The sequence below is a fragment of the Haloarcula sp. JP-L23 genome (assembly GCF_011602445.1).
Lineage (GTDB): Archaea > Halobacteriota > Halobacteria > Halobacteriales > Haloarculaceae > Haloarcula > Haloarcula pellucida.
Map to the genome: position 1 here is coordinate 131,287 of NZ_CP050016.1, position 22,525 is coordinate 153,811.

Sequence of the window (22,525 nt, forward strand, 5' to 3'; positions counted from 1 at the left end):
ATCATGCACGTCTATAAAAAAACTTGCCTAGACGCCTGCTTACCGGAAGTCGGGTCGCTCGTCCTGTAAAAACGCGTTTACCCCGATTTCGTGAGCTTCGCTCCCGTACGCAAGGGTCTGCAAGTAGGCTTCTCGCTCCAGTGCGTCACGGAACGGCCGTCCGATGTTCTCGTGTATACCGCGCTTCGTCAGCCCGAGTGTCTCGGTGGGCTTTCGCTTGAGCGTGTCCAGCAGTTCCTCGACGGACTCATCGAGTTCATCCTCAGAGACCGCGCGATTGATTAGGTCCATCTCCGCTGCCTCCTCGGCGTCGAACAGCCTGCCGGTCATCGTCAGTTCCTTCGCCGTCCGGAGGCCGACGAGTGCCGGGAGCAGAAACGTGCCGCCCGAGTCGGGAATCAGCCCGACATTGCCAAACACTTCGCCGAAGCGCGCCTCACTGTCAGCGTAGGCAAAATCACACGCGGCCGAGATGTTCGTTCCTGCACCGACGGCATCGCCGTTGACTTTCGCGATGACGGGGAACGGCGCAGTCAAAATGCGCTCGATGACAGTGTTGAGTGTCGACTGGAGACGTTGGTAGGCCTCAGTGGGCGTCTCGTCGCGCTCGGCCATTGCATCGATGTCGCCGCCAGCACAGAACGCATCGCCGTCGCCCGTGACGACCACTGCTCGAGCGTCTTCACTCTCAGCAGTCTCTAGTGCGTCCACGAGTTCGTTCGCCGCGTCGACAGTGAAGGAGTTTTTCGTCTCTGGGCGGTCGAAAGAGAGTGTGTATACGCGGTCGGCTGACTCGACTCGAACCATACACGATGTGCTGCTCGAAGCAATATAAAACCAGCCGGCCGAGACGTTTTTAATACTTGTCACACTCCTCACCTAGTGTGCGAACTATCGATACACACGACGTTCGGTTTGGCGAACTCGCTGGACCTCTGGTCCACGGGGCACGGTTCTTTGACTGGGAGCTCATCTCGACGCAAGTCATTACCGAAGCATTCGGCCACGCGTTCGAGGACATCGTCGATGATGGCGGCATCCCCTACGCGCCCGTCGTCGCTGCGACGACTGTCTACCGCTATCCCGGGTTTCGCGATACGGTGACTGTCGAAACGACGCCGGTATCGGTCGGTGAGAGTAGCGTCGAGTTGTGCTACGAGATGACTGACGGCGACGGTAAACGTCTCGCTATGGCGCGACTCACGCATGTCACCATCGCTCCGGACGGGGGTACAGAGCCGCTTCCTGAGGAGACTCGGAATCAATTCCAGGAGGCACTCGAAGATACAGCTCCCGAAGTTGGCCCACGTGGGGTAGACGGTGACGAGGATTTGCCATCGTTCTCAGCATCGTTCGACGTCCGAGGTCCCCATATTGAAGGCTCTGAACTCGCATATTTCGAGGAGTATCCGCGCCTTGCAGACGTGGCGCTCGAACGCTTCGTCGAGTCGGCGGAAACGAGTCTCGAGACGATGAGCCAGGACTGCAAACCGTTCCGTCTGCGCGACTGGCGCTGGGAGTTTGTCTCCCCCGTCCAGTACGAGTCGACGCTTACAATCGAATCGGACGTTCGATGCGTCACCGAAGATACTCTCCGAATCAAACACCAACTCAAGAGTGACGGCCGCGTAAGTATCGAGGGAGTTTCCGAGTACGGGAGTTTCGACGAGTCGGGCAACCCGATCTCGTTCACTCCCCAGATGCGTGCACTGTTCAGCGATGAGTGACTGGTTTGCCCGTACTGTGGGCAGTTCTAGTTAGTCGCTCGCTCTGGCGAGGCGGTCAGGGTTTTTGAACAGGGGGAATGCTCGTTCGCTTCACTTTTCGATGCTATCTGCGCATTGTCACTCTCCGGACCCCCGTATCTTATAGTCGCCCGTCATCATCTAACGTGTATGACCGATGCGTACATCATCGGCGCTGGACAGTCAGACTTCGGGTCGTTCCCTTCGGAGTCGTACCGGTCGCTGTTCGACGACGCGTTCGACGAGGCCATCGAGAGCGTCGACAGCGACTTCGATACCGATCGAATCGACGAAGCGTTTCTCGGCACCCTGGGTGTCGGTGGTCGGCAACTGGGGTTGAGCGGGCCGGCCGTGACCGAACACCTCGGGCTCCACGGTATCCCGACAACACGCGTCGAGAACGCGTGTGCGGCCTCCGGGTACGCGCTCCGGCAGGCTGTGATGGCAGTCCGCTCGGGAATGGTAGACGTCGCACTCGCCGGCGGCTACGAGGTGATGACCGACATGAGCGGCGACCACACGAAGTGGTGGCTCGGCGTCAGCGGTGAGACGGAGTGGGAGCGTCTCTCCGGAACGACGTTCGCTGGCGTCTACGCGCAGATGGCGAGTGCCTACATGCGCGAGTACGAAGCGACGAAGGAGGATATCTCCCGCGTCGCGGTCAAGAACCACGCCAACGGGGCACAGAACCCGCATGCACAGCTCGGCTTCGAGTGTTCGCTGGAGGATGCGATGAATGCTCCTGATGTCGCCGCCCCATTGAACCTCTATCACTGTTGCCCGACGACCGACGGCGCGAGCGCAGTTCTCGTCGCGAGCGAGGACGCCGCCCGCGAGCTTTCGGATGCCCCAGTTCGTGTCGCGGGCGCGGGTGCGGCCAGCGGTCGCGTCGGCCTGTTCCAGCGCGACTCGCTTACGAGTATCCCGGCCTCCGAGACGGCTGCAGAACGTGCCTACGACGAGGCCGGCGTTCGGCCCGACGACCTTGACTTTGCGGAGGTACACGATTGCTTCGCTATCGCCGAACTCGCGGCCTACGAGGACCTCGGGTTCTGTGATCGGGGTGAGGCGCCCCGACTCCTCCGGGAGGGCGTCACCGACCCGGACGGCGACCTCCCGGTGAACACATCTGGCGGCCTGAAGTCGAAGGGCCATCCCATCGGGGCGACCGGAACGGGACAGGTCGTCGAGGCGTTCTCTCAACTCCGTGGTGAAGCTCACGTACAGGTCGACGACCCGCAGGTTGGGCTGACACACAACGTCGGTGGCTCCGGTGGGGGCGTGACAGTCCACGTCTTTGAGCGGGTTGACGGGGGTGAACTATGAATTACGCTCGCGGTATCGTCGAAACCGGCGTCTACCTGCCGCAGTCTCGACTGGATGGCGACGAAATCGAAGCGGCGTGGGGGACCAGCGCACCTGTCTCACAGATCGCCGTGCCAGCGGCCGATGAAGACGCGCTCACGATGGCCGTTGCAGCGGGTCGTAACGCACTTGATACTAGCAAAATAGATGCAAGAGACATCAATCACCTCGCGATTGGAACGACGACGCCACCGCTCGAAGAGGAGGAGTTCGCGCCCCGGGCTGCGTCGGCACTTGGCCTCACTACAGACTGTGAACTGGAAGCAGCCACGCAGAGCACGGTGGCTGGTGCGAACGTACTCTTGTCGGCGGCCGCCGCTTCGGGTCCCGCACTGGCCGTCGTCTCGGATGCGCCGAAGGGCGACCCAGCTGAAGTCGGACAGCGCGTCGGAGCTGGTGCGGCCGCGTTCCTCTTCGACGAGGGCGGTGCAGTTGTCCTCGCAGACTCGGCCACACGCTCCCGTGACGCACCGGGACTTCGGTTCCGCGAACGCGGGAGCGAGACTGTCGAGGAACTGGACATCACGACCTACGAGCGCGAGACGATCCGTGATTTAGTCTCGACGGCCGCCGAAGCACTCGACATTGACCACCAGGCCGTCGACGGCGCCAGTCTGTATCAGCCTACTCCTGACATCCCGCACCGAATCGCCCGTGCGTTACCCTACGACGCCGAGACGGTCGAACGCGGCACGCTCGTCGACGACGTCGGCGACTCTGGCGCGGCGACCACGGCTATAGGCTTGCTCGCCGCCCTTGACGAGAGCGACCCCTCGTCGATTACTGTCGCTGGCTTCTTCGGAAGTGGCGCGACGGCCGTAGCACTCGCGTTCGAAACCCGAACAGCCGTCGACGCCCCTGTTTCCGAGGCTATCGACGGCGGCGTCTCTATCCAGTACGCGGCGGCGCTCCGCGAACGTGGTCACCTCGGTGAAACCGAGGTGGCCGGCGGCGGCGCTCACGTCAGTCTCCCTTCGTGGCAACGGACGATTCAACAGCGCTATCGCCTCGAAGCCGGCCAGTGTCCAAACTGCGAAGCGGTCGCGTTCCCGCCAGAAGGTGCCTGTCCCGACTGTCACAAGCGTGTGGAGTTCGACAAAATTGAACTCCCGCGCTCCGGTGAAATCGTTGCTGTGACCGTCATCGGGCAGGGTGGCGCACCGCCGGAGTTCGTCGAACTCCAGCGTCGTGACGGACCGTTTGCGGTCGCTATCGTCGAGGTTACCGCCGGCGACGGGACGGCCCGGTTCCCCGTCCAGTTGACAGACTGCGAACCTGACGAGGTCTCCGTCGGTGATCGAGTCGTCGGACGAGTCCGCAGAATCTACAGCGTCGAAGGCGTCACTCGATATGGACTGAAGTTCGTCCCCGAGTGATTCAACTGCTGTTTGAGGAATCGAAACCGAGGTCGTCCCACATCTCCGAGACGGTCTGGCGGACTTCTTCGGGGTAGGACGTCTCGTAAGTCACTCGCGGCGCGATGTACTCTTCGTCCCAGCGTGGGTCCCACGTGGCGTTGATGAACAACCGCGACCCTGGTGTGCCGTCAGTACGGTACTTCGGCGCAGTCGCAGCGGGTGCACTCGGTTCGCTAAACACCCAGTCCTGTGATGGATGTGCTTTCACCCAGATATCGTCGAGCGGGCGCGAGAGATCAGCAGCCGAAGTGTCCTCGTCGAGGATGAGTATCTTGTCGAATAGGTTAGAGAATGAGAACAGGGTATTGGATAATTGCCACTCGAACCCGGCGTACAGTATCTCGGAGGCGACGACGCACATCCCAAGCCCCATCTCACCAGGGAGGCGGATCCACTCGGCAGGTGCGATACCCCAATAGTTGTTCACCCGATAGTTCAGGCGTGCGGATTCGACGATGCCGACTATTTGGATGTCGTCAGTGAGTGGTGTTCCGAGCGGGACGAACGGGACCCGCGGTGAGTCACGGTGCGCCACCGCGTCGGCGCTGATGTCGACGATGTCCGTATCCATTGCCAGTTCCCACGCCGTTTCTATGTCGGAAGAAGACGGTCCCACCTCGAAATCAGCGACGCGTCCAGTCACCAGCACTTCGGACGTTGCTGGTACTGTCACCCCTTCGTGCTTCGCGATTGATACGGCGTCAGAACGCGTACTAGGACGGATACTCCCCGTTTGTGTCCTATCAAGCCAGTGGAGTATGGTGTTGGTCAATACCGCCGCTGGGACGCCGAGACAGAGCGAGACTGCTGCGCCAGGCTGAATGCCGCTGTTCGCTGGGATAACTGCGCGGAGACGATTCGTGCCGCGGACCGTCCCGCGGACTGGGAGCCACTGTGTCTCGTCGCCGTCCTTGATAGCGAGCACACCGAGCGTGAACGCGGGCGGCTCACCAGGGTTGAGTGGTGGCAGGCCCAATGAGTAACAGTCTGCGTCCGACGACTCGGCGAGTATCTCAGTCTCCTCTGGCTCTGTCGTTGTTGCCAGCGGCGCGGCAACGCCTTCGACGACGCGCTGGTACGGCGCGTCTGTTCCGAGGCCGAGTGCAAGGGCGAGGCGTGTCCACGGCTTCTCTTGGTACTGTGTCGCCTGTTCTGGTCCTGCGAACGCTCCAGAGACTGGGGTCACGACACCGCTAGTCTCTGAAAATCGCACCGCCGGCCCGTTCGAGCGTATTGCCTCAGCCGCCACTGCAGCGATATCTTCGTCCGGGACGTGGTTGTCGACGTCCAGAAGATCGTCGCTCTCGTTTAATATATCGACCCCCTCACGGAACGAGCGTCCGTCCGTCATCAGTTCTCTCCCTCCCGTGAGACGCTTGATTTCTCGAAGATTTCGGCAGACAGTCCCGCATTTTCGAGTATCTCACGCGCACGCTCTCGACGGTTCTCGTATTGGGAGCGATTTATCTGCTCAACACCCTCGGGACGTGTCGCATCGATGTACGTCTTGGCCGTCTTCGCCTTTGATGTTCCCATCTGCACGTCTCCTTTCTCTTCAGGCGTCTGGTAGATGTTGAGTGGGACTTTCGGCATCGTCTCCGTACCGAATTGGTGGAAGTCTTCATCTGGGTCGGCGTACAGCGCCATCGCTTCGAGCACTGTGCACTGGTCGAACGGGTCAACATCCGAATCGACGAAGACGAAGAAATCCACGTGGAGCATACCCCACGTCGTGAAAATGAAGTTGGCGAGTTCGTGGAGGTACGACGGTCGGGTCGTATCCGTGGAAATGACGTAGACCGTCCGTGGCGTGAAGGGCCACGGTGCCAGTTTCTCCACGTCGAACCCGGCCGCACGGAGGCCCAGTGTTGCGTCGGGGCCGACACACGCGACTTCCATTGAGGATGTCGTGTTGTGGGCGTACCCGACCTCCGACCACTCCACGGTGAAGGGAATGTACGGTTGCTCTCGGTGAGTGATCGCGTCTATCTCGAGCACTGGCATCGACCGGCGAGGGCCGTGCATGTAGCCGAAGTAGTCCCCGTATGGCCCCTCGTCGAGTCGACTGTTGGGGAGGATATGGCCTTCGAGGACTATCTCTGCAGTTGCGGGGACGAGTAGATCGTTCGTCTCGCAGGGACGAGTTCGACAGGCGAACGTTTCAACCCGCCCGCGAACTCGGCTTCGTTCCGGCCGGTTGGGATCCACATCATAGAGACGCACTCTACCGCCGGTTCCGCCCGATGGCTAGGGCGACCGGCATTGGTTCGTCATGCCGTTCGTACTTGTAGTAGTAGATGTTCGGCGTCTGTTCCCCGCAAGCAACAGGACGCTCGCTCGAGTGTTGTCGTGGAACATCGTCCGATGCGATGACCAGTCCGTCCACTCCGTGTCTCGGTCGTCCGCGATGAGCGTGTGCAGGTTCGAGTAACGACCGCCGTCGCCGACGTGGAGGAACGGCCATGGGAACGAGAGCAGGTCCACGTCTTCGTCGGTGTGAATCACTTGTTTACACGGCGCGGCATCGTCGTCGACAACGGTTGGTGCTACCGGCGAACGCAAGCGGTCGATGATTTCCTCGTAGAAGCCATCGGTCGTCAGGTCGTCGCTTAGACCTAACCCAGTCGCGACACGCTCCCAAGGCTGTCGGCGGGACCCACGATACGGGTCTCCCACGAGTCGGGCCTCAGACTCGTCGCTCACGTCTTCGAAAACCGGAATGGCCGAGTCACGCTCGTTGGCTCGCATCGTCACCGCACCGGTTTCGAGATTCCACGATATTTGCTGGTCGATTCGGTTGCATGCGCCGCGTTTCTCTAATCGCTCTAGATAGCCACGAAAACTATCGGTTGCGTCGCTCTCATCTGCACTCATCTGTTGTCACCGAACGAACTAGAAATCTCGTCCCGGATGCGTTCTGCTTTGACGTCAAGATAGGCATCGAGCAGTTCGGGATACGCGTCCTGCATGTATGAGTTGACTATTGTACGGACGGCGTCGGATACGGAATCAAACTCGCCGACTGTTACGAGATACTGAAGCATCGCTCGGGCGTCCTCCGACCGCGCGTTGATCACGTTCGATTCGGTACGGCTGTACTCGATGCAGTCGTGGAGAACCTCCTCGTCGATCTCGTCGAGTTCCGGATTTGTTTCCAGAATATCGATGTACCACTCCTCCTTGATGTTCTCGTGAGGGCCACGGACAACCGTCAGTGGCTCTGGGTCATCAAGTTCGCTTTCGGACTCTGCCACGCGTGCCCGCGTCACGAAAATTTCCTTTGTGTCCGTATCTGTCAGCTGAATTCGCACTTCGCCCTCTGGGTCGTCTGGGAGATTCTCTTCCGCAGTACTGTATCTAGTCATGATGAAACACTCTCGAGTGTGTTTTCGGGACCTACGACGGTGTATACATCGGTCATATATATATCTATGGCCGACCGTCCCGACTACTCGGTCAGCAACCGTGAAACGTCCTCGACGGTTCGTTCCGTCGGTCGATACGTGAGTGGGTCTTCGTCGACTCGCTCGACTAAACCCAGTTGCGCGGCGTGAGTGAGATGCGCAGCTGCTTCACCAGCCCCCATCTTCGCGTGGATTCCGGACATCTCGCCGAAGAGCGTCTGTGCGACCTCCCACGGTGTAGCCCCGCCGTTCGGCGTCGCGTTGACGACGTCGGCCACGCGATCTCGGTGGTGCTTTCGGATGACTTCGATGCGGTCGTCAAGCGTAACGGTTGGGCCGTGTCCTGGCCTCGCCGTTTGCGAGACATCCCACCTGGCAATCCGATTGAGCGTCCGCAGATACGTTTCGAGGGGATTCCCAGTGGCAGTTCGAGTATCACTCCCACCAACGTTTGGCGTGTACATCGGCAAGACCGCGTCACCGACGTAGAGCGTCCCCTCGGCATTGACTGCTATATGTCCACAGGTGTGACCGGGCGTGTGCCTGAGTTCGAGGCCGGCGACGCTAGCACCGTCTGTGTGGCCGATTACTGGCACGGTTTCAGGCATCGGAGACGGAGAATCGGTTTCGCGAACGTCTGAAACAACCGCGTCTGAAGCTCCCCATGAACGGAGTGTTTCGGCGTCTCGTTCGACCCGGCGCTGGCGTTCAGTTCCGTAGTCCCGGATCAACGGTGCGTCTCGCTCGTGCATGTGAATAGTGGCATCCGCGGCAGCTGCCAGCCGTGGGCCGAGTCCGGCGTGGTCAGAGTGCCAGTGTGTGAGTACGATCTCCTCCACATCGGCCACTCCGAGTCCGTGGCCTTCGAGTCCGGCGCGGAGTGTCTCCCAAGGTTTCTCACCCGGTGGGCCGGGATCGACGACCACTCCTCGTTCTGGGAAGACGTACGTGCTGTTCTCGCCTTCCGGACTACCGTGGCTGTGTGCGATACGGAACGGGCTCATTCGATGTCGAACAGGTCTGCCGAAGTCCCGTACAGGATCCGTTCCAGCGCCTCTGTTGAGAGCGGAAGCGACCGGACCGACTCGGCGTTCTCTTTGATACCGGGGACCATCGGGCCCGGCCAGTCAGTACCGAACAGGACCTGTTCTACGACTTCCTCCAGCCGTGGGAAGTGATCCAGCAGGTTTGACGGGGGAATCGATGAGATGTCAAAGTAGACGTTCTCGTGTCGACGCAGCAGGAACCACGCTTCGTCTGTGTACATCGGTCGTCCACCGTGGGCCATGATGATGTCGAGGTCGGGGAAATCGACCGCGACGTCGTCCAACGGCATCGGGTCCGAGAGCCGAGAGCGAGCGCCAGGGAAGATGCTCGTCCCTGTGTGCACCATGACCGGAACGTCGGCTTCCGCACAGCGTTCGTAGAGGCGGCGGAGGCCGTCGGACCCACGATACCCGGGGTCAGAGAGGTAATCGTTTGCCTGCACGTTCTGGTGTGGGGGATGTATCTTGATGCCGTCTAGGTCGAGGTCGTCAAGGGCGTGGTCAAGTTCCGCCTCGGCGTCGTCAGTCTCGTTTGGGTCGAACCCCCCGAAGGCGAGGATACGGTCTGGCGCTGTATTACGGAAGTCCGCGGCCCAGTCGTTCACGTCGTGCGTGTAGCCCAAAATTGGCGACACGTAATTAATGATGGCCGCTTTCTCGACGCCCTGTTCGTCGAGGTACCTGACGAACTGTTCCGGATTACGCGCTAATTCCAGCTTCTTGTCGAACCCGTGTCCGTGTTCGCGAAGCAATGCACGGGCATCGTCGTCCAGTCGCCAGAATGGATTCATGTGGACGTGTGCATCGATAATCCGTCCGGTATCGTCGGTATTCGCTGAGCTATCGGCCATGTATCTCCTGATAGTCGATATCATCTTATAATTGCTGGTATATTCAACCGCTGTCGTTCTTCTGTGACGGTTCGGAACGAGGGGGCGCGTTTAGACCTATGTAGGCCACAGAAAGACAGAAATCGCTACTTAACGGAACCGTGCCGACACTACTCGAATTGTCGCGTCAGCATCCCGGCTCACTCCTCGCGTGTCTCGATGGAGACGGCGACATCGCCAGTTCTCGGATCGAGATCGTCGAAATCGACTCGCAACGGCATATCACAAGTCGGACAGTCGACTGCAACGCGTAGACGACCGTCTTGGATACTTTCCGGTATATCTCCGTCGTCGTCTTCAAGTGGGTCACCGCATGCTGGACACGTTAGCACGTCATACCTCATGTCTCACCTAAGCAATGACGTTCCAGCGTCATAAGTGGGTGTCATCTCATAGTCACTCGAACCGGCCAGTCTGCTTGTAGTCCTGTCCGAGTTCTACGTAATGTTCGTGGACCATCGAAATTTCCTCACGCTGCGTATCGCTCAGTGGGCGCGTTTCCGCCGGGACACCATAGGCTAAGTGACCTTCGGGTATCGTCTGATCTTGTCGAACGAGGCTGCCCGCAGCGACTAAACAGTTCGACTCTACCGTCGCACCACGTAACACCGCGCTGTTCATACCGATGAGAGAGTGTTCCTTGACAGTGGCGTAGTCGATGACAACGTTGTGTCCTACCGACACTTCATCTTCGAGGGTCGCACCGTGGAGCATCGTGAACTCCTGAACGTTGCACTCGTCACCGACGGTGGCTGGCATATCGCTCTCGTCCCCGCGGAGACAAACGAACGGCCAAACACTGCTCCGTTCCCCGACAGCGACATCGCCGATAAGGTACGCCATCTTCGAGACGAACGCTGAGTCCGCCACTATCGGTGCCGCACCGTATATTGACTCTTGCACAGGAACTCTCTGATCGGCCAGGCACATGTCTTTTCCGCCACTGCACACAGCATGGGTAGACCGACTCCACCTGGACTGCCGAAGCCGCGGTTATAACATTAACACTTATACTTGTTCCTGTAGCGTTCCTACGTATGCGGATAACTGTACTAGGCGCAGGAACCATGGGTCATGGTATCACACAGGTCAGTGCAATGGCTGGTCACGATGTCACCCTTCGAGATCTTGACGACGATCTCGTCGCTGACGGCATCGACGCCATCGAATCAAACCTCGACGGTGGCATCGAACGCGGGAAGGTCACCGAAGAAGAAAAGGCAGAAACGCTCGGTCGCATCTCCGGCGAGACTGACTTAGAGACTGCTGTCGACGGGTCCGACTTAGTCGTCGAAGCCGTTCCCGAAAAAGTCGATCTGAAAAAGAACGTCCTCTCTGAGGCCGAGGGAGCGGTCGACGAGGACGTTGTTCTTGCAACCAACACCTCGTCGCTCTCGGTAACCGAACTGGCGAGTACCCTTGACCGGCCTGGTCGGTTCGTCGGTTTGCACTTCTTCAACCCCGTCCACATCATGTCTCTCGTCGAAATTATCGTCGCGGAGCGGACGACCGACCGGACGCGAGAGTTTGCTGTGGACTACGTCGACAGTATCGATAAGACACCGGTCGTCGTGCGTGACACTCCGGGATTCGCGTCTTCTCGCCTCGGCGTCGCACTCGGCGTCGAAGCTATCCGGATGGTTGAGGAGGGCGTCGCGTCGCCGGAAGACATCGACAACGCGATGGAACTCGGGTACAACCATCCAATGGGGCCACTCGAACTCACAGATGTCGTGGGGCTAGACGTTCGTCTCGACATTCTCGAGTACCTCCGTGAGGAACTTGGTGAGCGGTTCAAACCCCCACAACTGCTGAAGCGGAAGGTTCGTGCGGACAAGAACGGACAGAAGTCCGGTGAGGGCTTCTACGTCTGGGAGGACGGCGAACCAGTCGCTATGAGCGGCGAATGGGGTAACTGATGACTGACGACCCGATGGCAGTCTTGGACGCGGACTACGAGACGCTCGGTGTTGACCGAGATGGTGCTGGTACGGTCACGATAACTATCGACCGGCCAGATGCACGGAATGCCCTGAATGGCACCGTCCGAGCGGAGTTGACCGACGTTCTGCAGGCCGTTGAGGATGCTGATGCTCGCGTTGCGGTTATCACCGGCTCGGCGGAATGTAACGCCTTCGTCGCTGGCGCGGACGTGAGTGAACTTCGTGAGCGCAATATGCTCGAACAGCGCCGAGCGAGCGAACGACCTCGAATCTACGAAACCGTCGCAGAACTACAAACGCCAGTCGTCGCTCGCATCAACGGGCACGCGCTGGGTGGCGGACTTGAACTCGCGACTGCATGCGACATTCGTATCGTCCAGCGGGGTAGCAAGCTTGGACAACCAGAGATTAACCTCGGAATCATTCCGGGTGGTGGTGGGACACAGCGGCTTCCACGGCTGATCGGCGAGGGGCAGGCAATGAAACTGATCCTCACCGGCGACCTTATCAACGCTGATGAAGCCTACAACATCGGGCTCGTCGACGAAGTGACCGATCCCGACGGCCTTGACGACGCCGTCGCATCGATAACGGACTCTATCGCCGAAAAGAGCCCTATTGCACTCCAATACGCCAAGGAGAGCATTCGTGCGGCGTCACAGATGGACCTGAACGACGGCATTGACTACGAGGCGGAACTGTTCGCGCAGCTGTTCGCCACCGAAGACAAAAAGGAGGGTATCGACGCATTCTTCGAGGACCGAGCACCCGAGTGGAAAGGTCGTTAACTCGTATAGTGGGGACAGGGCAGTGAGATATTGGATGGGACCCGCGACAGCCCTATTTATGATCCGTTGATCTATTTCTCACTGGTACGACCTGAGCAGGATAACTTAAATAATCATGATGTACCGTCATCTTTATACTGTGTGCGTATGCCAGTTTAAATGGCAGGAACAGTAACGGCATCCATGACATGGTGAGTCCTCAGCCTCTGACAACGTCACCGACTCAGCCAGCGTAACGGTTAGAGAGCCCCGGTGTTGTAGCCCGCGTATCAGTGCCTCTCTGTCCCACGCTAATGTTGTTCCTGCCATGTTTTCACCTCTGCGAGCGTAGTCTTCTTCAGGATTGAATGTACATTTTAGCAGACATCTCCGAAGTTAGTCTGTGCGGCGACTATATCATTCTTTTGTCACTGTCTAGTTTAGCACCTCTTCGACTGGCGTTCGATCGTCGAGCGACTGGTGCGGTCTGAGATAGTTGTAGTAGTGTGCGAATAACGCAAGCCACTCGCGGACACTTGCCCGACTGCCCACCCACGAATTGTGAAAGCGGTCGACCCGCATCGTGAGGGTATGAAACCACTTTTCGATGAGGTATCGGTCGACAGAGTCGACCCGACCGCTCAATCCGAGTCGTGAGAGGGCAGTCCGATAGCCGAATTGGTCGGCGAGAAACACGGCGTCGGACAGATCGTGTTTCTCGCGGAGGCCATGCAGGAACGCCGCCGCTGGATCGATGCCGTGGCGTCCAAACAATGCCACGTCAAGAATGAGTTTTGTATCGATATCTATTGCAGCGTACAACCAAGATCACTCGCCGTTGATCTTGACAGCGGTCTCGTCGACCGCGACCCGCGACGGCTGCGCCGTCGGCGGGTCGGGAACGCTGTCAGCCAGCCGATGTACCCATTGCCAAACTGCTTGGTGAGAACGTTCAACGCCTAATTCGGCGAGAATCGTTGTTGTCTCCCTGAGTGAACATCCGGTTGCGTGGAGGCGAACGCCCTGACGGGCGTCGCCGTCCGCTCACGCTCCCAAGTTTCTTCTAAATCTGCCGCAAAGCACTCGCTGAGCAGGTCTGCGAGCGACATGACCAACTCACTCAACGACCTGCTCACTTCTCAAACTGGCCTAGCTAGACAGTGCCGAGATTCCGGTAATTAAAGACGTATTGCAACATGCAGTATTCGCTTGAGGGATTCATAGTTAGATAGTACGCAGTTCTCGATAGTTACTCATGTTAGAGATACCAAAACAAAATATGGGGCAAAAATAAAAACGCATCGCCGAAATATAGAACGGAATTTAGAAGTTGACGGTCATACAACATTAGATACGATAAACGACTGACTATACAACAAAAGATAGATACAAAGAGGATGAGGTGACTGTAGTCAAAGAGATACAGTGGATGTCATAGAAAGCGTCACACGTCAACCGCTCCGGCTCAAGCCCCGATGCTGTTAACCTGGGCAGTACAACGGAGGCTATAATGAACGTTATATCATAGCGCTGTGAAACGATTCCAGTATGGGTCGCGTGTCAATTCCGGATCTCACTGAAAAGTATGAAGAGGGAGATTCGCTCACGATGTTGACTGCATATGATGCTCCGATAGCCCGTCAAATAGATAGAGGTGGCGTGGATATGATTCTGGTCGGCGATAGTGCTAGCGATAATCACTTGGGGTACGATGACACGCTCCAGGTGACTCTCGACGAAGCATTGTCGAATACCGCAGCCGTTGACCGGGCGGTAGAGGATGCAATGGTAATCGGCGATATGCCATTTTTGTCCTACGGCATGTCGCTTGAAAAGTCAGTCGAGAATGCCGGCCGATTCATGAAGGAGGCAGGGGCCGATGCTGTGAAACTAGAGACTGCCCCCTACGGAGAAACGACCATTGAGATCGTGTCTCGGCTAACTGAACTTGGAATGCCAGTCGTCGGCCACATCGGGTTGACCCCCAACGGATGAATCAAATTGGAGGCGGGTACGTACAAGGCGGGGAGATGGCAGTTCGGCTACGGTTGAGGCGCTGGTTGAGACGGCGGAACAACTGGAAGAGGCCGGAGCGTTTTCCATCATCCTTGAAGCCGTCACAGAAGAGACGGGAAAGCTGGTCACCGAGGCAGTCGATATTCCCACGATCGGCATCGGGGCAGGTCGGTACGTTGACGGGCAGGTTTTGGTCCTCACCGACGTATTGGGTTTAAATGAAGAAGCATACCGATTTTCGAAACAGTACACCGATCTCAATTCGATCATCCAAGAGGCAGTGGGATCTTATGTAGACGACGTTCGAGAAGGTGAGTTCCCATCCCAGGAGAACGTATTTGACGCCATTGATGAGGAAACAAAGTAATTGTCGACGGGGATTCGCACAATTACTGAGCTTTTGATTGAGCCAAGACGCCCCAAAGCGGCTCTCCTGAATCTCAAGTGCACGGTCGCATCCGTAAACTAATTTTCCGGGTGCTTACAGAGTTGTCACCCAAGATTCGATTTTGACAAGAATGATAGACTATCCATCCAATTCCCGCTGTCTTCTTCAACAGTGTGAGCGTGACATCAGCTAACGGTTGCTGAACAGTTGAAATAAATGGCACGGATGGAATAGGTTCCAACTATCTGCCCAACTATATAGCCACTCAGACAACATTTTCACTACATTCCAACGCTGAGCAAGTTATAATCCCCGAATCCACAGTATTAAGGTGGTGAATACATTTGGTCCTTAATGTACAAAAGAGTCCATTCATGAGTGAAATAACACACTACATAGAACACGTAACCAGCGGTAGGAATTTGGATATCGAAGAGGCACGCGAAATCGCACAATTGATTCTCGGAGAGGCAACTAAGACTCAGATTGGCGCATTGCTCGCTGCACTCCGTAAAAAAGGAGAGACTAAGGCCGAGATCGCGGGCTTTGCACAGGGGATGCGAGATACGATGCGGACAATCAATCCGGATTGCTCCCCGCTAGTCGATATCTGCGGCACTGGTGGTGACGATTATAATACGATCAACGTCTCTACGACCAGCGCGATAGCCGCAGCAGGAGCCGGTGTGGTAGTAGCCAAGCACGGTAACTATTCAATTTCTTCTTCATCAGGAAGTGCCGACGTACTGGACGCTGTAGGTGTAAATATTGAGGCTGAACCACAGGATGTTGAAGCCGCAATCGAGTCCGACGGAATCGGGTTCATGTTTGCACCAGTGTTTAACCCGGCGATGGAAGCTGTCACTGGTCCACGTGAAGAAATTGGAATACGGACGATCTTCAATATACTTGGACCATTAACCAATCCTGCCGGTGCTGACGCACAAGTGGTCGGTGTCTACAATCCAGATTTAGTGCCGATCATAGCTGAAGCGCTTGCCCAGCTGGAGGTTGAGCGAGCGCTTGTGGTGCATGGGTCGGGACTTGATGAAGTTGCAGTCCATGATGAAACGATTGTCGCTGAAATCACCGGCGATTCTGTTGAGGAATACAGAATCACTCCTGAAGATCTCGGGCTGGAAATCCATGATATTGAATCAATTGCAGGTGGCACGCCCGAAGAGAATGCAGCTGATCTCCGGGGAATACTCACGGGTTCAGTGACTGGCCCGAAGCGTAATATCATCCTTGCAAACGCAGGCGCTACAATATATGTCGCTGGTGTCACAGAAACGATACAGCAAGGCGTTGATTGTGCCCGTGATGCAATCGATTCGGGAGCTGCTGCGGCCAAACTTCGTGATTTGTGCGAATAATATCTAATATATAGACTCAAAAATAACATATTGAAAACACTGGATAAACATGATACAGAAACTCAGTCGATCACATCGGGTTAGAGTAAGCGTCTGCTTGGAGAGGATGTGCAACCAACCCAAGCAGACAGCGAGATAGAGGAAGAGCACCTGCTTAATTTTGTCGTCAACAGCCTTGACGAGGAGCTTCCGATAGATCTCGGTGAGAACGTTGAGGTCACGACAGATGCCTTGTACGAGGTCCTCGCCGGCGCCAGCGCCGGCGGGACCTCGATCAACCACGTCTGCGAAACAACCGACGACTCACCGCATGCCAACACCGTCCGAGGATATCTCACCGATCAGTTCGACCTTGATACTGTCGAGGCGGTTGGAGACACGCTTCTCCAGAGAGATATCCTTGAGACACTCCCGGATCGACCGGTGGAGGTCGTCGCCGACCTCCACCTCGACCCCTACTACGGCGACGAAGACGAGACAGAAGCGCTGTATTCGTCGCAGGCCAAACGCGGAACCACGACTTTTCACGCGTATGCGACCCTCTACGCGCGGGTACGCAACAAGCGGTACACGCTGGCGGTCCGCCAGCTTGTCGCTGGCGAGACCACCAGCGATGTCCTCGCTGAGTTTCTAGACCTCCTTGACGGCCTTGACCTCGGCGTCAAGGCTGTCTACCTCGATCGCGGATTCTACAACAGCACCTGTCTCGGACTGCTGTACGCACACAACTACGCCTACGTCATGCCGATTGTCAAGTGGGGAGAGACGATTCAAGACGAACTCAGCACAGGCTGGAGCCGCGAGATCGAACACGATCTCGCCGGCGAGGTGACGTTCCCCGTATTCATCGACTGCGTTTACCAGCAGGGACGATACGACGAACACGGGGTGGCGCGTCACGGCTACGCCGCTGACGCGCCGTTCATCGACACACCACGAGATGCACGAGAGCACTACAGCAAGCGCTTCGGCATCGAGTCTAGCTACCGATTAGCCAACCAGAGCCTCGCATTCACTAGTTCTCAGGACGCTGGTCTACGGCTGGTGATGTTTGTTGTGAGCCTGCTTCTCCAAAACTGCTGGCGGTATCTTCACTGGAGGTACGTGGCGGCGCCCCGCCGCGGGGGCGCCGCCTCTGGAGGTGGCCGTTCACGGAGTTCTGTGAGATGGTGCTGCGGGCCGCCTGGACAGCGCTTGGTGTGCGCAAGGCTGTTCCAGCAAATCAACCCTCGACGACCGGTTCTTCCGGTAGCTGTCCACCGATCCGGACAGCGGTCGTGAGTGGCGACGCTGTCGCGTCGGCGGCAGTCCGCCGCCGACAGCGACTCCTCACCACCGAAACTCACTATCCGTCTCACTTCGAGAACTGACCGCCCATCGAAGACGCAGATTCAAGCTCTACTGGAAGGGCTAGTGGGCTTTCGATGTGATCGACTGAAACTAGAACGAGCGGACTGTACGCAAGTGATGGGTATTCTGAACGTTACTCCCGATTCGTTTTCTGATGGAGGCTGTTACACGACGGTTGAGGACGCCGTTACACGTGCTCGGAAGATTGACAAGGCGGGTGCAGACATAATCGACATCGGTGGAGAAAGTACCCGGCCGGGCGCCGATCCTGTTTCAACTCACGAGGAACTGGAACGAGTTATTCCGGTCATTGAACAGATCACTGAAAATCCTGAGATTAATGCGTTGGTTTCGGTCGACACATACAAACCAGACGTTGCGGATGCAGCATTAGATTCCGGTGCCGACGTCATCAACGATCAGAACGGGCTTGACGATCCTGAGATGCGGTCGTTAGTCGCTGCTCGAGAGTGCAGTGTAGTGCTCATGGACGCAGTTAATCTTCCAGTCGATCCCGAGTATTCTTCGGACACGGAAGATATAGTTGTCGAGGTCTGTGAACGGCTAGAAAACAAGGTTGAGCGTGCTATCGCTGACGGGGTTTCTTCAGACCAGCTCATCCTTGACCCCGGGATCGGTTTCGCAACTGGAGACGGTGAGGATATAGAACTTGTCGCTCGCACTGATGACATCGCTGAGCTCGGATTCCCAGTCCTCATCGGTGCATCACGCAAATCGTTCACAACCGAACTCATGGACCTCCCGCCGAACAACCGATTAGCACCGAGTCTTGCTGCCCACCTCGTCGCTGCGGGAAACGGAGCAGATGTTGTTCGCGTCCACGACGTCGAAGAAACCGTACATGCGCTTCGCACAGCGGAAGCAATGTGGGAGCATCGTACGAGTAACTAGGATGGTGGCCGCATAACGATGACGCGGTCAACCGCTGGTATTTAGAAGTGAAAAGTAATCTCGAAGCACTCAATAGATTCGTTCTATTAGGAACAAGTAATGGGTCAGAACCTCCTCACAGCATTGTTTGGCGATCCGTTCGCAGTGATGAATACGATTGGTTTGATAGCATTCGCCCTCGTTGGATCCTCGAAAGCGATCCGTGAGGGGTTCGACTTACTCGGAATTACTATCGTTGGTTTGACAATGGCCTTTGCTGGTGGAGCGACGCGCGATATCTTCGTGTCACGGATTCCACTAGCACTTCAGTCTCCACTCGAAATTAGTTTAGGACTCTTTGGAGTTGGATTGGCGATTGGACTGAGTGTCATCCTGACATCTCCAGATACTCATCCAATCACTGTTGTTGCGGATGCTATCGGGCTCGCGGCTTTTACTACAACCGGTGCTATCGTCGCCACCGAAGCAAGTGTCTCAGTGTTTGGTGTTATCGCTGTTGCAACGATCAATGCCGTAGGTGGCGGTGCGTTTGCCGATATCCTTCTGGATCGATCTCCGTTCATCCTGTTCGATGACTTCTATGCGAGTTGTGCAGTGCTGGGTGGAACTGCATTCTTTGTAGCCGAGGTTATCGGGACCTCTGGGACCAGTGCTGCTGGAACATGCGCGCTTGTTACTATCATAACCCGATTAGCGGCGGTCAGTTATGATTGGAAGCTTCCTACACTACAAGGCGTAGTTAAACAGTGAGCTAATATTGAATGTACAATCCAACTTTCAGCAAACAGAACTTGAGGGAAACTAGATGTAACAGTATCCCCCGGGCGAATTTAAATAATCTCTCCGCGTGGTTCGCAGTTATAGATTCTTTATTTGTTGAAAGATGCATTTTAAAAAAATTAGTACAATGGGGTGTGGAGGTCTCGGAGAAGACCTGGTACAAGCAACCACGAGGGGGCAATAGATGCCGGCCAAACCACGGACCTATTGCAGCAACAACCTGCTTTTAGACTACGATCCAATCTGAACACTGGAACTCTCTGACGTCACAGGTTCAGTCCGTGTAGTTCAGCCATTTGTGTAGTTGGGATTTCGCTACTTAAACTGTTCGATTTGTGGCCAGCGACGAGTTGCAGACACTAGAGGGTCAGTAGTCTGAAAAGGACTTGTCGTAGCCTGTGCAACTCTGACCAGTGTGCTGTACAGATTGCGGTGTAATTGTCTCATCATCCTGGTGTATCATTTTCCTCCTCTCCATGGACAAAGGTAACCGGACAGGGTGCACTGAGCATCACATTTTGAGCAACACTGCCGAATACGGCTTTGTCAGTCGGCGAGCGTTGTCGGCCGCCGACTACGATCTGGTCTGCGTTGATTTCTTTGGAAAGCGCGACGAGTGCATCCCCTGGTTTGCCGACTACACCTCGAATGGCGTATGATGGAGCTTCGTCACTCAGCAACTGCACGGCGTTCTGAACGGTCTCGTGCTTGGCCGCAATGTCGTTGGCGGACTCGTCGTCGATTTCTTCGAGCTCCCCTTCATCCAATACCTGGTCATACTCCTGTTCGGTGAGGAGATAGGGTGCAGTACCACTGAGTGCAGATATCCCGTCCAGTACACCCGGTTCTCTGTCACTCTCGAAGACATGGCCGATTACGATAGTTGCGTCAGTCGGTCTAGCCATTTCGAGAGCGACCCGAGTGAGTTCGTCGACACGCTGTTCGTCGTTATCTCCGAGTGCAAGCAAGATTGTGTCTATCGCCACAAAGGAAGCTACCAGCTTTAGCAATAAAAACGGCTCTATACCGGATAATACCGTGATGTCTCCGCGGGGCCTGTCTGGTTGATAACGGATAGAACGCAGAGCAGCACCAGCACGGGCGCGGTTGGAACGTCAAATCCACTGAAGACAAACCGGTTCTGCGACAGGCAATCGCTGGCCGGTTTGAGTTAGGCCACCAGTCTCGACGTCGATATCGAAGACAACTACCTCGTCGGTATCCCGATTCTCTACGAAGAGCGCCTCCCCGGTTGGGCAGATGTTGAAGTGCCGGGGCCACTCGCCACCGGTCGGTGTTTCGTCAATGCGGTGTAGTTCGTCACCATCAACAGCGAATGTGACGATAGTGTCTCGACCCCGGTTTGAGACGAACACGTATCGGCCGGAGGGATGAACTTGGATCTCCGCAGTCTTGTTTTTTCCATCGAAGTCGGATGGGAGAGTGGATACCTCCGACTGCTTCGTCAAATCTCCGTCGAGGGTTCGCTCGAAGACGGTGACTGTCGAATCGAGTTCGTTGATGAGGTATACGTACTCGTCGCCGGGACTGAAAGAGAGGTGGCGTGGACCGGACCCCGGCTCGATATCCACCGTTCGATGCAATGCGATCTTGTCCTCTGCAGGCCGAATCTCGTAGATGACGACTTGATCAGTTCCGAGATCTGGAACGTAGAGGTAGTCGTTAGCCGGCCCGGGATTGACCGAGTGCGGATGTGGACTTGTCTGCCTGTCGGGGTCGGTACTGGAGCCGCTGTGTTCTACCACTGCGGTCGGCGCAGCTACAGCACCATTGGCTTCGAGCGGGAGCATTGACACGGCCCCACCTGCGTAATGAGCAACAAACAGATACTCTCCTGTCGCATCGACACTACAGTGACATGGACTGAGCGCCCCACTCTCGACGCTGTTTACGAGCGATAACTCGCCGGTGTCGTTGTCAACCTCGAAGGCCTTGATCACACCTTCTGGTTCAGTTCGAACTGCGGCGTAGATGTAATCACCGTGCGGATGCGATGCGACGAACGTAGGGTCCGGGCCAGCGACGATGGAGTCGAGTTGGTCCAACGCACCAGTATCCGGATTGACTGCGACCGTGTGGACTCCTGCACTGTTTGCAGGGCTATACGTCCCAATAACTGCCATGGGGGATTTGTGTGTCACATACTTTGATATCGTACCGTCGTACTCAGGCTTTCTGGTTTGGACGTGTTACGATTCCATGTCGCGCTGCTCGGTCGTGGGGGGTTCGTTCCAAGCTTCGCCATTGTCCTGGGGCTGATATCCAAGTCGTTCGCGGGCGTTCTGGATGGAGAACCAGCGGCGGTCGTTAGCGCTGACGCCGTTAAATATCCCGTAAGTCACGTCAGAGTCCTGCAGACAACAGTCGATCAGGTGAGCGAAGTCCCGACGGGAGTGCCACGTGGCTTTCGTTCGGTTCACTGATTGTTGATACGCTGCGCCGCCCCGAGTGATTTCGCCTTCTTCGACGTGTCTCTCTGCAGGGCCGTATGGATTGTCGAATGCGGCCGACTGGACAGTACAGATCCGCAGGGCATAGAACCGTCGCGGCCAATCCATCGCTTCCGCGTAATACCGGCCGATATCTTCGCCGAAAGATTTCGTCGCACCGTAGAACGAATCCGGCCGGACGGGGTCCGTGTGGTCAAGTAATAGCGGGTGTTCTCGCCGGTAGATATCGGGTGCCAGCTCGGCTTCGTACAGCCCTTGCACGTGGTTCGTAGATCCGAACACAAAGGACTCAACTTCCGCATCCCGGGCAGCCTCCAAGACGTTGTACATCCCGAGGACGTTTGGTTCGAAAACATCTGACCAGTCGCCGTCAGTGTAGGGATAGGCTGCAAGATGAACGACGGCGTCCTGCCCGTCGAAGGCGGGACGAATCGCATTGTAGTCGGATACGTCGGCGACGTGCGTATCGAACGAACCGTATCGGTGATCGTCAGGCCGGTCAGAGCGGTTCAGATACGTGAACTCGTAGTCCGAGCTCTGGTGCAGATTGTCGATTATGGCGGTTCCACACCGACCGTATGCGCCGGTGACCAGCACGTTCATAGAACATACCTCGGTTGAGCAATCAAATAAACTTGCGATATGGTCCCACAA

Annotated in this window: 19 protein-coding genes and 4 pseudogenes; 10 read left to right on the forward strand and 13 right to left on the reverse strand. The window is 56.7% G+C overall.

Going from position 1 to position 22,525, the window contains the following annotated elements:
- Positions 1–39 precede the first annotated feature (39 nt).
- Positions 40–807, reverse strand: a complete 768-nt coding sequence (locus G9465_RS21930) for an enoyl-CoA hydratase/isomerase family protein (RefSeq protein ID WP_166974601.1) — start codon at positions 805–807, stop codon at positions 40–42.
- A 77-nt stretch (positions 808–884) separates the two neighbouring features.
- On the opposite strand from G9465_RS21930, the gene G9465_RS21935 reads away from it, so the two are divergent.
- The 3 genes from G9465_RS21935 to G9465_RS21945 all read left to right on the forward strand — a co-directional run bounded on the left by G9465_RS21935 (position 885) and on the right by G9465_RS21945 (position 4,486).
- Entirely contained in the window at positions 885–1,727 is an 843-nt protein-coding gene (locus G9465_RS21935; protein ID WP_166974604.1) for an acyl-[acyl-carrier-protein] thioesterase, read from the forward strand.
- Between the two features lie 168 nt (positions 1,728–1,895).
- The gene (locus tag G9465_RS21940; RefSeq protein ID WP_166974607.1) at positions 1,896–3,071 is read left to right on the forward strand and encodes a thiolase domain-containing protein; all 1,176 of its coding nucleotides are present in this window, start codon (positions 1,896–1,898) and stop codon (positions 3,069–3,071) included.
- Positions 3,068–4,486, forward strand: coding sequence for a zinc ribbon domain-containing protein (locus G9465_RS21945; protein WP_166974610.1), 1,419 nt, complete (start codon positions 3,068–3,070; stop codon positions 4,484–4,486). Before G9465_RS21940 ends, G9465_RS21945 begins: the two co-directional genes overlap by 4 nt.
- A 1-nt stretch (position 4,487) precedes the next feature.
- Here the strand turns inward: G9465_RS21945 and G9465_RS21950 are convergent, their stop codons facing one another.
- From G9465_RS21950 to G9465_RS21975, 8 genes and pseudogenes are all read right to left on the reverse strand, one after another.
- Positions 4,488–5,879 carry a UbiD family decarboxylase domain-containing protein gene (locus G9465_RS21950; protein ID WP_166974613.1) on the reverse strand — a complete coding sequence of 464 codons (1,392 nt, stop codon included), beginning with the start codon at positions 5,877–5,879 and terminating at the stop codon, positions 4,488–4,490.
- On the reverse strand, positions 5,879–6,553 hold the full coding sequence (locus tag G9465_RS26480; RefSeq protein ID WP_394353993.1) for a hypothetical protein: 675 nt from the start codon (positions 6,551–6,553) through the stop codon (positions 5,879–5,881). The genes G9465_RS21950 and G9465_RS26480 overlap by 1 nt, the downstream gene beginning before the upstream one ends.
- Positions 6,530–6,741, reverse strand: a pseudogene (locus tag G9465_RS26485) (UbiD family decarboxylase domain-containing protein); the annotation flags it as partial. The pseudogene G9465_RS26485 and the gene G9465_RS26480, both read right to left, overlap by 24 nt.
- A 34-nt stretch (positions 6,742–6,775) precedes the next feature.
- On the reverse strand, positions 6,776–7,402 hold the full coding sequence (locus tag G9465_RS26490; protein WP_255492004.1) for a UbiD family decarboxylase domain-containing protein: 627 nt from the start codon (positions 7,400–7,402) through the stop codon (positions 6,776–6,778).
- On the reverse strand, positions 7,399–7,782 hold the full coding sequence (locus G9465_RS21960) for a hypothetical protein (RefSeq protein WP_227015856.1): 384 nt from the start codon (positions 7,780–7,782) through the stop codon (positions 7,399–7,401). The genes G9465_RS26490 and G9465_RS21960 overlap by 4 nt, the downstream gene beginning before the upstream one ends.
- Positions 7,783–7,976: 194 nt before the next feature.
- Positions 7,977–8,936 carry an MBL fold metallo-hydrolase gene (locus G9465_RS21965; RefSeq protein ID WP_166974616.1) on the reverse strand — a complete coding sequence of 320 codons (960 nt, stop codon included), beginning with the start codon at positions 8,934–8,936 and terminating at the stop codon, positions 7,977–7,979.
- The gene (locus G9465_RS21970) at positions 8,933–9,829 is read right to left on the reverse strand and encodes an amidohydrolase family protein (RefSeq protein ID WP_166974619.1); all 897 of its coding nucleotides are present in this window, start codon (positions 9,827–9,829) and stop codon (positions 8,933–8,935) included. Before G9465_RS21970 ends, G9465_RS21965 begins: the two co-directional genes overlap by 4 nt.
- A 435-nt stretch (positions 9,830–10,264) precedes the next feature.
- The gene (locus G9465_RS21975; RefSeq protein WP_227015857.1) at positions 10,265–10,798 is read right to left on the reverse strand and encodes a gamma carbonic anhydrase family protein; all 534 of its coding nucleotides are present in this window, start codon (positions 10,796–10,798) and stop codon (positions 10,265–10,267) included.
- Between the two features lie 107 nt (positions 10,799–10,905).
- Between G9465_RS21975 and G9465_RS21980 the strand changes: the two genes are divergently transcribed.
- Together G9465_RS21980 and G9465_RS21985 are read left to right on the forward strand one after the other, a co-directional pair.
- Entirely contained in the window at positions 10,906–11,787 is an 882-nt protein-coding gene (locus tag G9465_RS21980) for a 3-hydroxyacyl-CoA dehydrogenase family protein (protein ID WP_166974622.1), read from the forward strand.
- Positions 11,787–12,599, forward strand: coding sequence for an enoyl-CoA hydratase/isomerase family protein (locus G9465_RS21985; protein ID WP_166974625.1), 813 nt, complete (start codon positions 11,787–11,789; stop codon positions 12,597–12,599). Before G9465_RS21980 ends, G9465_RS21985 begins: the two co-directional genes overlap by 1 nt.
- A gap of 414 nt (positions 12,600–13,013) precedes the next feature.
- Here the strand turns inward: G9465_RS21985 and G9465_RS21990 are convergent.
- Positions 13,014–13,687 (reverse strand): annotated as a pseudogene (locus G9465_RS21990) (IS6 family transposase).
- A gap of 439 nt (positions 13,688–14,126) precedes the next feature.
- On the opposite strand from G9465_RS21990, the pseudogene panB reads away from it, so the two are divergent.
- The 5 genes and pseudogenes from panB to G9465_RS22015 all read left to right on the forward strand — a co-directional run bounded on the left by panB (position 14,127) and on the right by G9465_RS22015 (position 19,370).
- Positions 14,127–14,961: pseudogene (gene panB / locus G9465_RS26495) on the forward strand (3-methyl-2-oxobutanoate hydroxymethyltransferase).
- Positions 14,962–15,365: 404 nt separating this feature from the next.
- On the forward strand, positions 15,366–16,358 hold the full coding sequence (gene trpD, locus G9465_RS22000; protein ID WP_166975170.1) for an anthranilate phosphoribosyltransferase: 993 nt from the start codon (positions 15,366–15,368) through the stop codon (positions 16,356–16,358).
- Positions 16,359–16,466: 108 nt separating this feature from the next.
- Positions 16,467–17,610 (forward strand): annotated as a pseudogene (locus G9465_RS22005) (ISH3 family transposase).
- 215 nt (positions 17,611–17,825) lie between these two features.
- Entirely contained in the window at positions 17,826–18,620 is a 795-nt protein-coding gene (gene folP / locus G9465_RS22010) for a dihydropteroate synthase (protein WP_166974628.1), read from the forward strand.
- 99 nt (positions 18,621–18,719) lie between these two features.
- Positions 18,720–19,370, forward strand: a complete 651-nt coding sequence (locus G9465_RS22015) for a trimeric intracellular cation channel family protein (RefSeq protein WP_166974631.1) — start codon at positions 18,720–18,722, stop codon at positions 19,368–19,370.
- Positions 19,371–19,846: 476 nt separating this feature from the next.
- On the opposite strand, the gene G9465_RS22020 is transcribed toward G9465_RS22015, so the two are convergent.
- From G9465_RS22020 to G9465_RS22030, 3 genes are all read right to left on the reverse strand, one after another.
- On the reverse strand, positions 19,847–20,386 hold the full coding sequence (locus G9465_RS22020; protein WP_166974634.1) for a universal stress protein: 540 nt from the start codon (positions 20,384–20,386) through the stop codon (positions 19,847–19,849).
- 129 nt (positions 20,387–20,515) lie between these two features.
- Positions 20,516–21,562: a lactonase family protein gene (locus G9465_RS22025; RefSeq protein WP_227015858.1), complete on the reverse strand. Its 1,047-nt coding sequence runs from the start codon at positions 21,560–21,562 to the stop codon at positions 20,516–20,518.
- A gap of 48 nt (positions 21,563–21,610) precedes the next feature.
- Positions 21,611–22,474, reverse strand: coding sequence for an NAD(P)-dependent oxidoreductase (locus G9465_RS22030; protein WP_166975176.1), 864 nt, complete (start codon positions 22,472–22,474; stop codon positions 21,611–21,613).
- Positions 22,475–22,525: the final 51 nt, after the last annotated feature.

Bases quoted from the DNA above. Each gene is read 5' to 3' on its own strand.
- G9465_RS21930 (WP_166974601.1), bottom strand. From the start codon at position 807: ATGGTTCGAGTCGAGTCAGCCGACCGCGTATACACACTCTCTTTCGAC.
- G9465_RS21940 (WP_166974607.1), top strand. From the start codon at position 1,896: ATGACCGATGCGTACATCATCGGCGCTGGACAGTCAGACTTCGGGTCG.
- G9465_RS21945 (WP_166974610.1), top strand. From the start codon at position 3,068: ATGAATTACGCTCGCGGTATCGTCGAAACCGGCGTCTACCTGCCGCAG.
- G9465_RS21950 (WP_166974613.1), bottom strand. From the start codon at position 5,879: ATGACGGACGGACGCTCGTTCCGTGAGGGGGTCGATATATTAAACGAG.
- G9465_RS26480 (WP_394353993.1), bottom strand. From the start codon at position 6,553: ATGCACGGCCCTCGCCGGTCGATGCCAGTGCTCGAGATAGACGCGATC.
- G9465_RS26490 (WP_255492004.1), bottom strand. From the start codon at position 7,402: ATGAGTGCAGATGAGAGCGACGCAACCGATAGTTTTCGTGGCTATCTA.
- G9465_RS21965 (WP_166974616.1), bottom strand. From the start codon at position 8,936: ATGAGCCCGTTCCGTATCGCACACAGCCACGGTAGTCCGGAAGGCGAG.
- G9465_RS21970 (WP_166974619.1), bottom strand. From the start codon at position 9,829: ATGGCCGATAGCTCAGCGAATACCGACGATACCGGACGGATTATCGAT.
- G9465_RS21975 (WP_227015857.1), bottom strand. From the start codon at position 10,798: ATGTGCCTGGCCGATCAGAGAGTTCCTGTGCAAGAGTCAATATACGGT.
- G9465_RS21980 (WP_166974622.1), top strand. From the start codon at position 10,906: ATGCGGATAACTGTACTAGGCGCAGGAACCATGGGTCATGGTATCACA.
- G9465_RS21985 (WP_166974625.1), top strand. From the start codon at position 11,787: ATGACTGACGACCCGATGGCAGTCTTGGACGCGGACTACGAGACGCTC.
- folP (WP_166974628.1), top strand. From the start codon at position 17,826: ATGGGTATTCTGAACGTTACTCCCGATTCGTTTTCTGATGGAGGCTGT.
- G9465_RS22015 (WP_166974631.1), top strand. From the start codon at position 18,720: ATGGGTCAGAACCTCCTCACAGCATTGTTTGGCGATCCGTTCGCAGTG.
- G9465_RS22030 (WP_166975176.1), bottom strand. From the start codon at position 22,474: ATGAACGTGCTGGTCACCGGCGCATACGGTCGGTGTGGAACCGCCATA.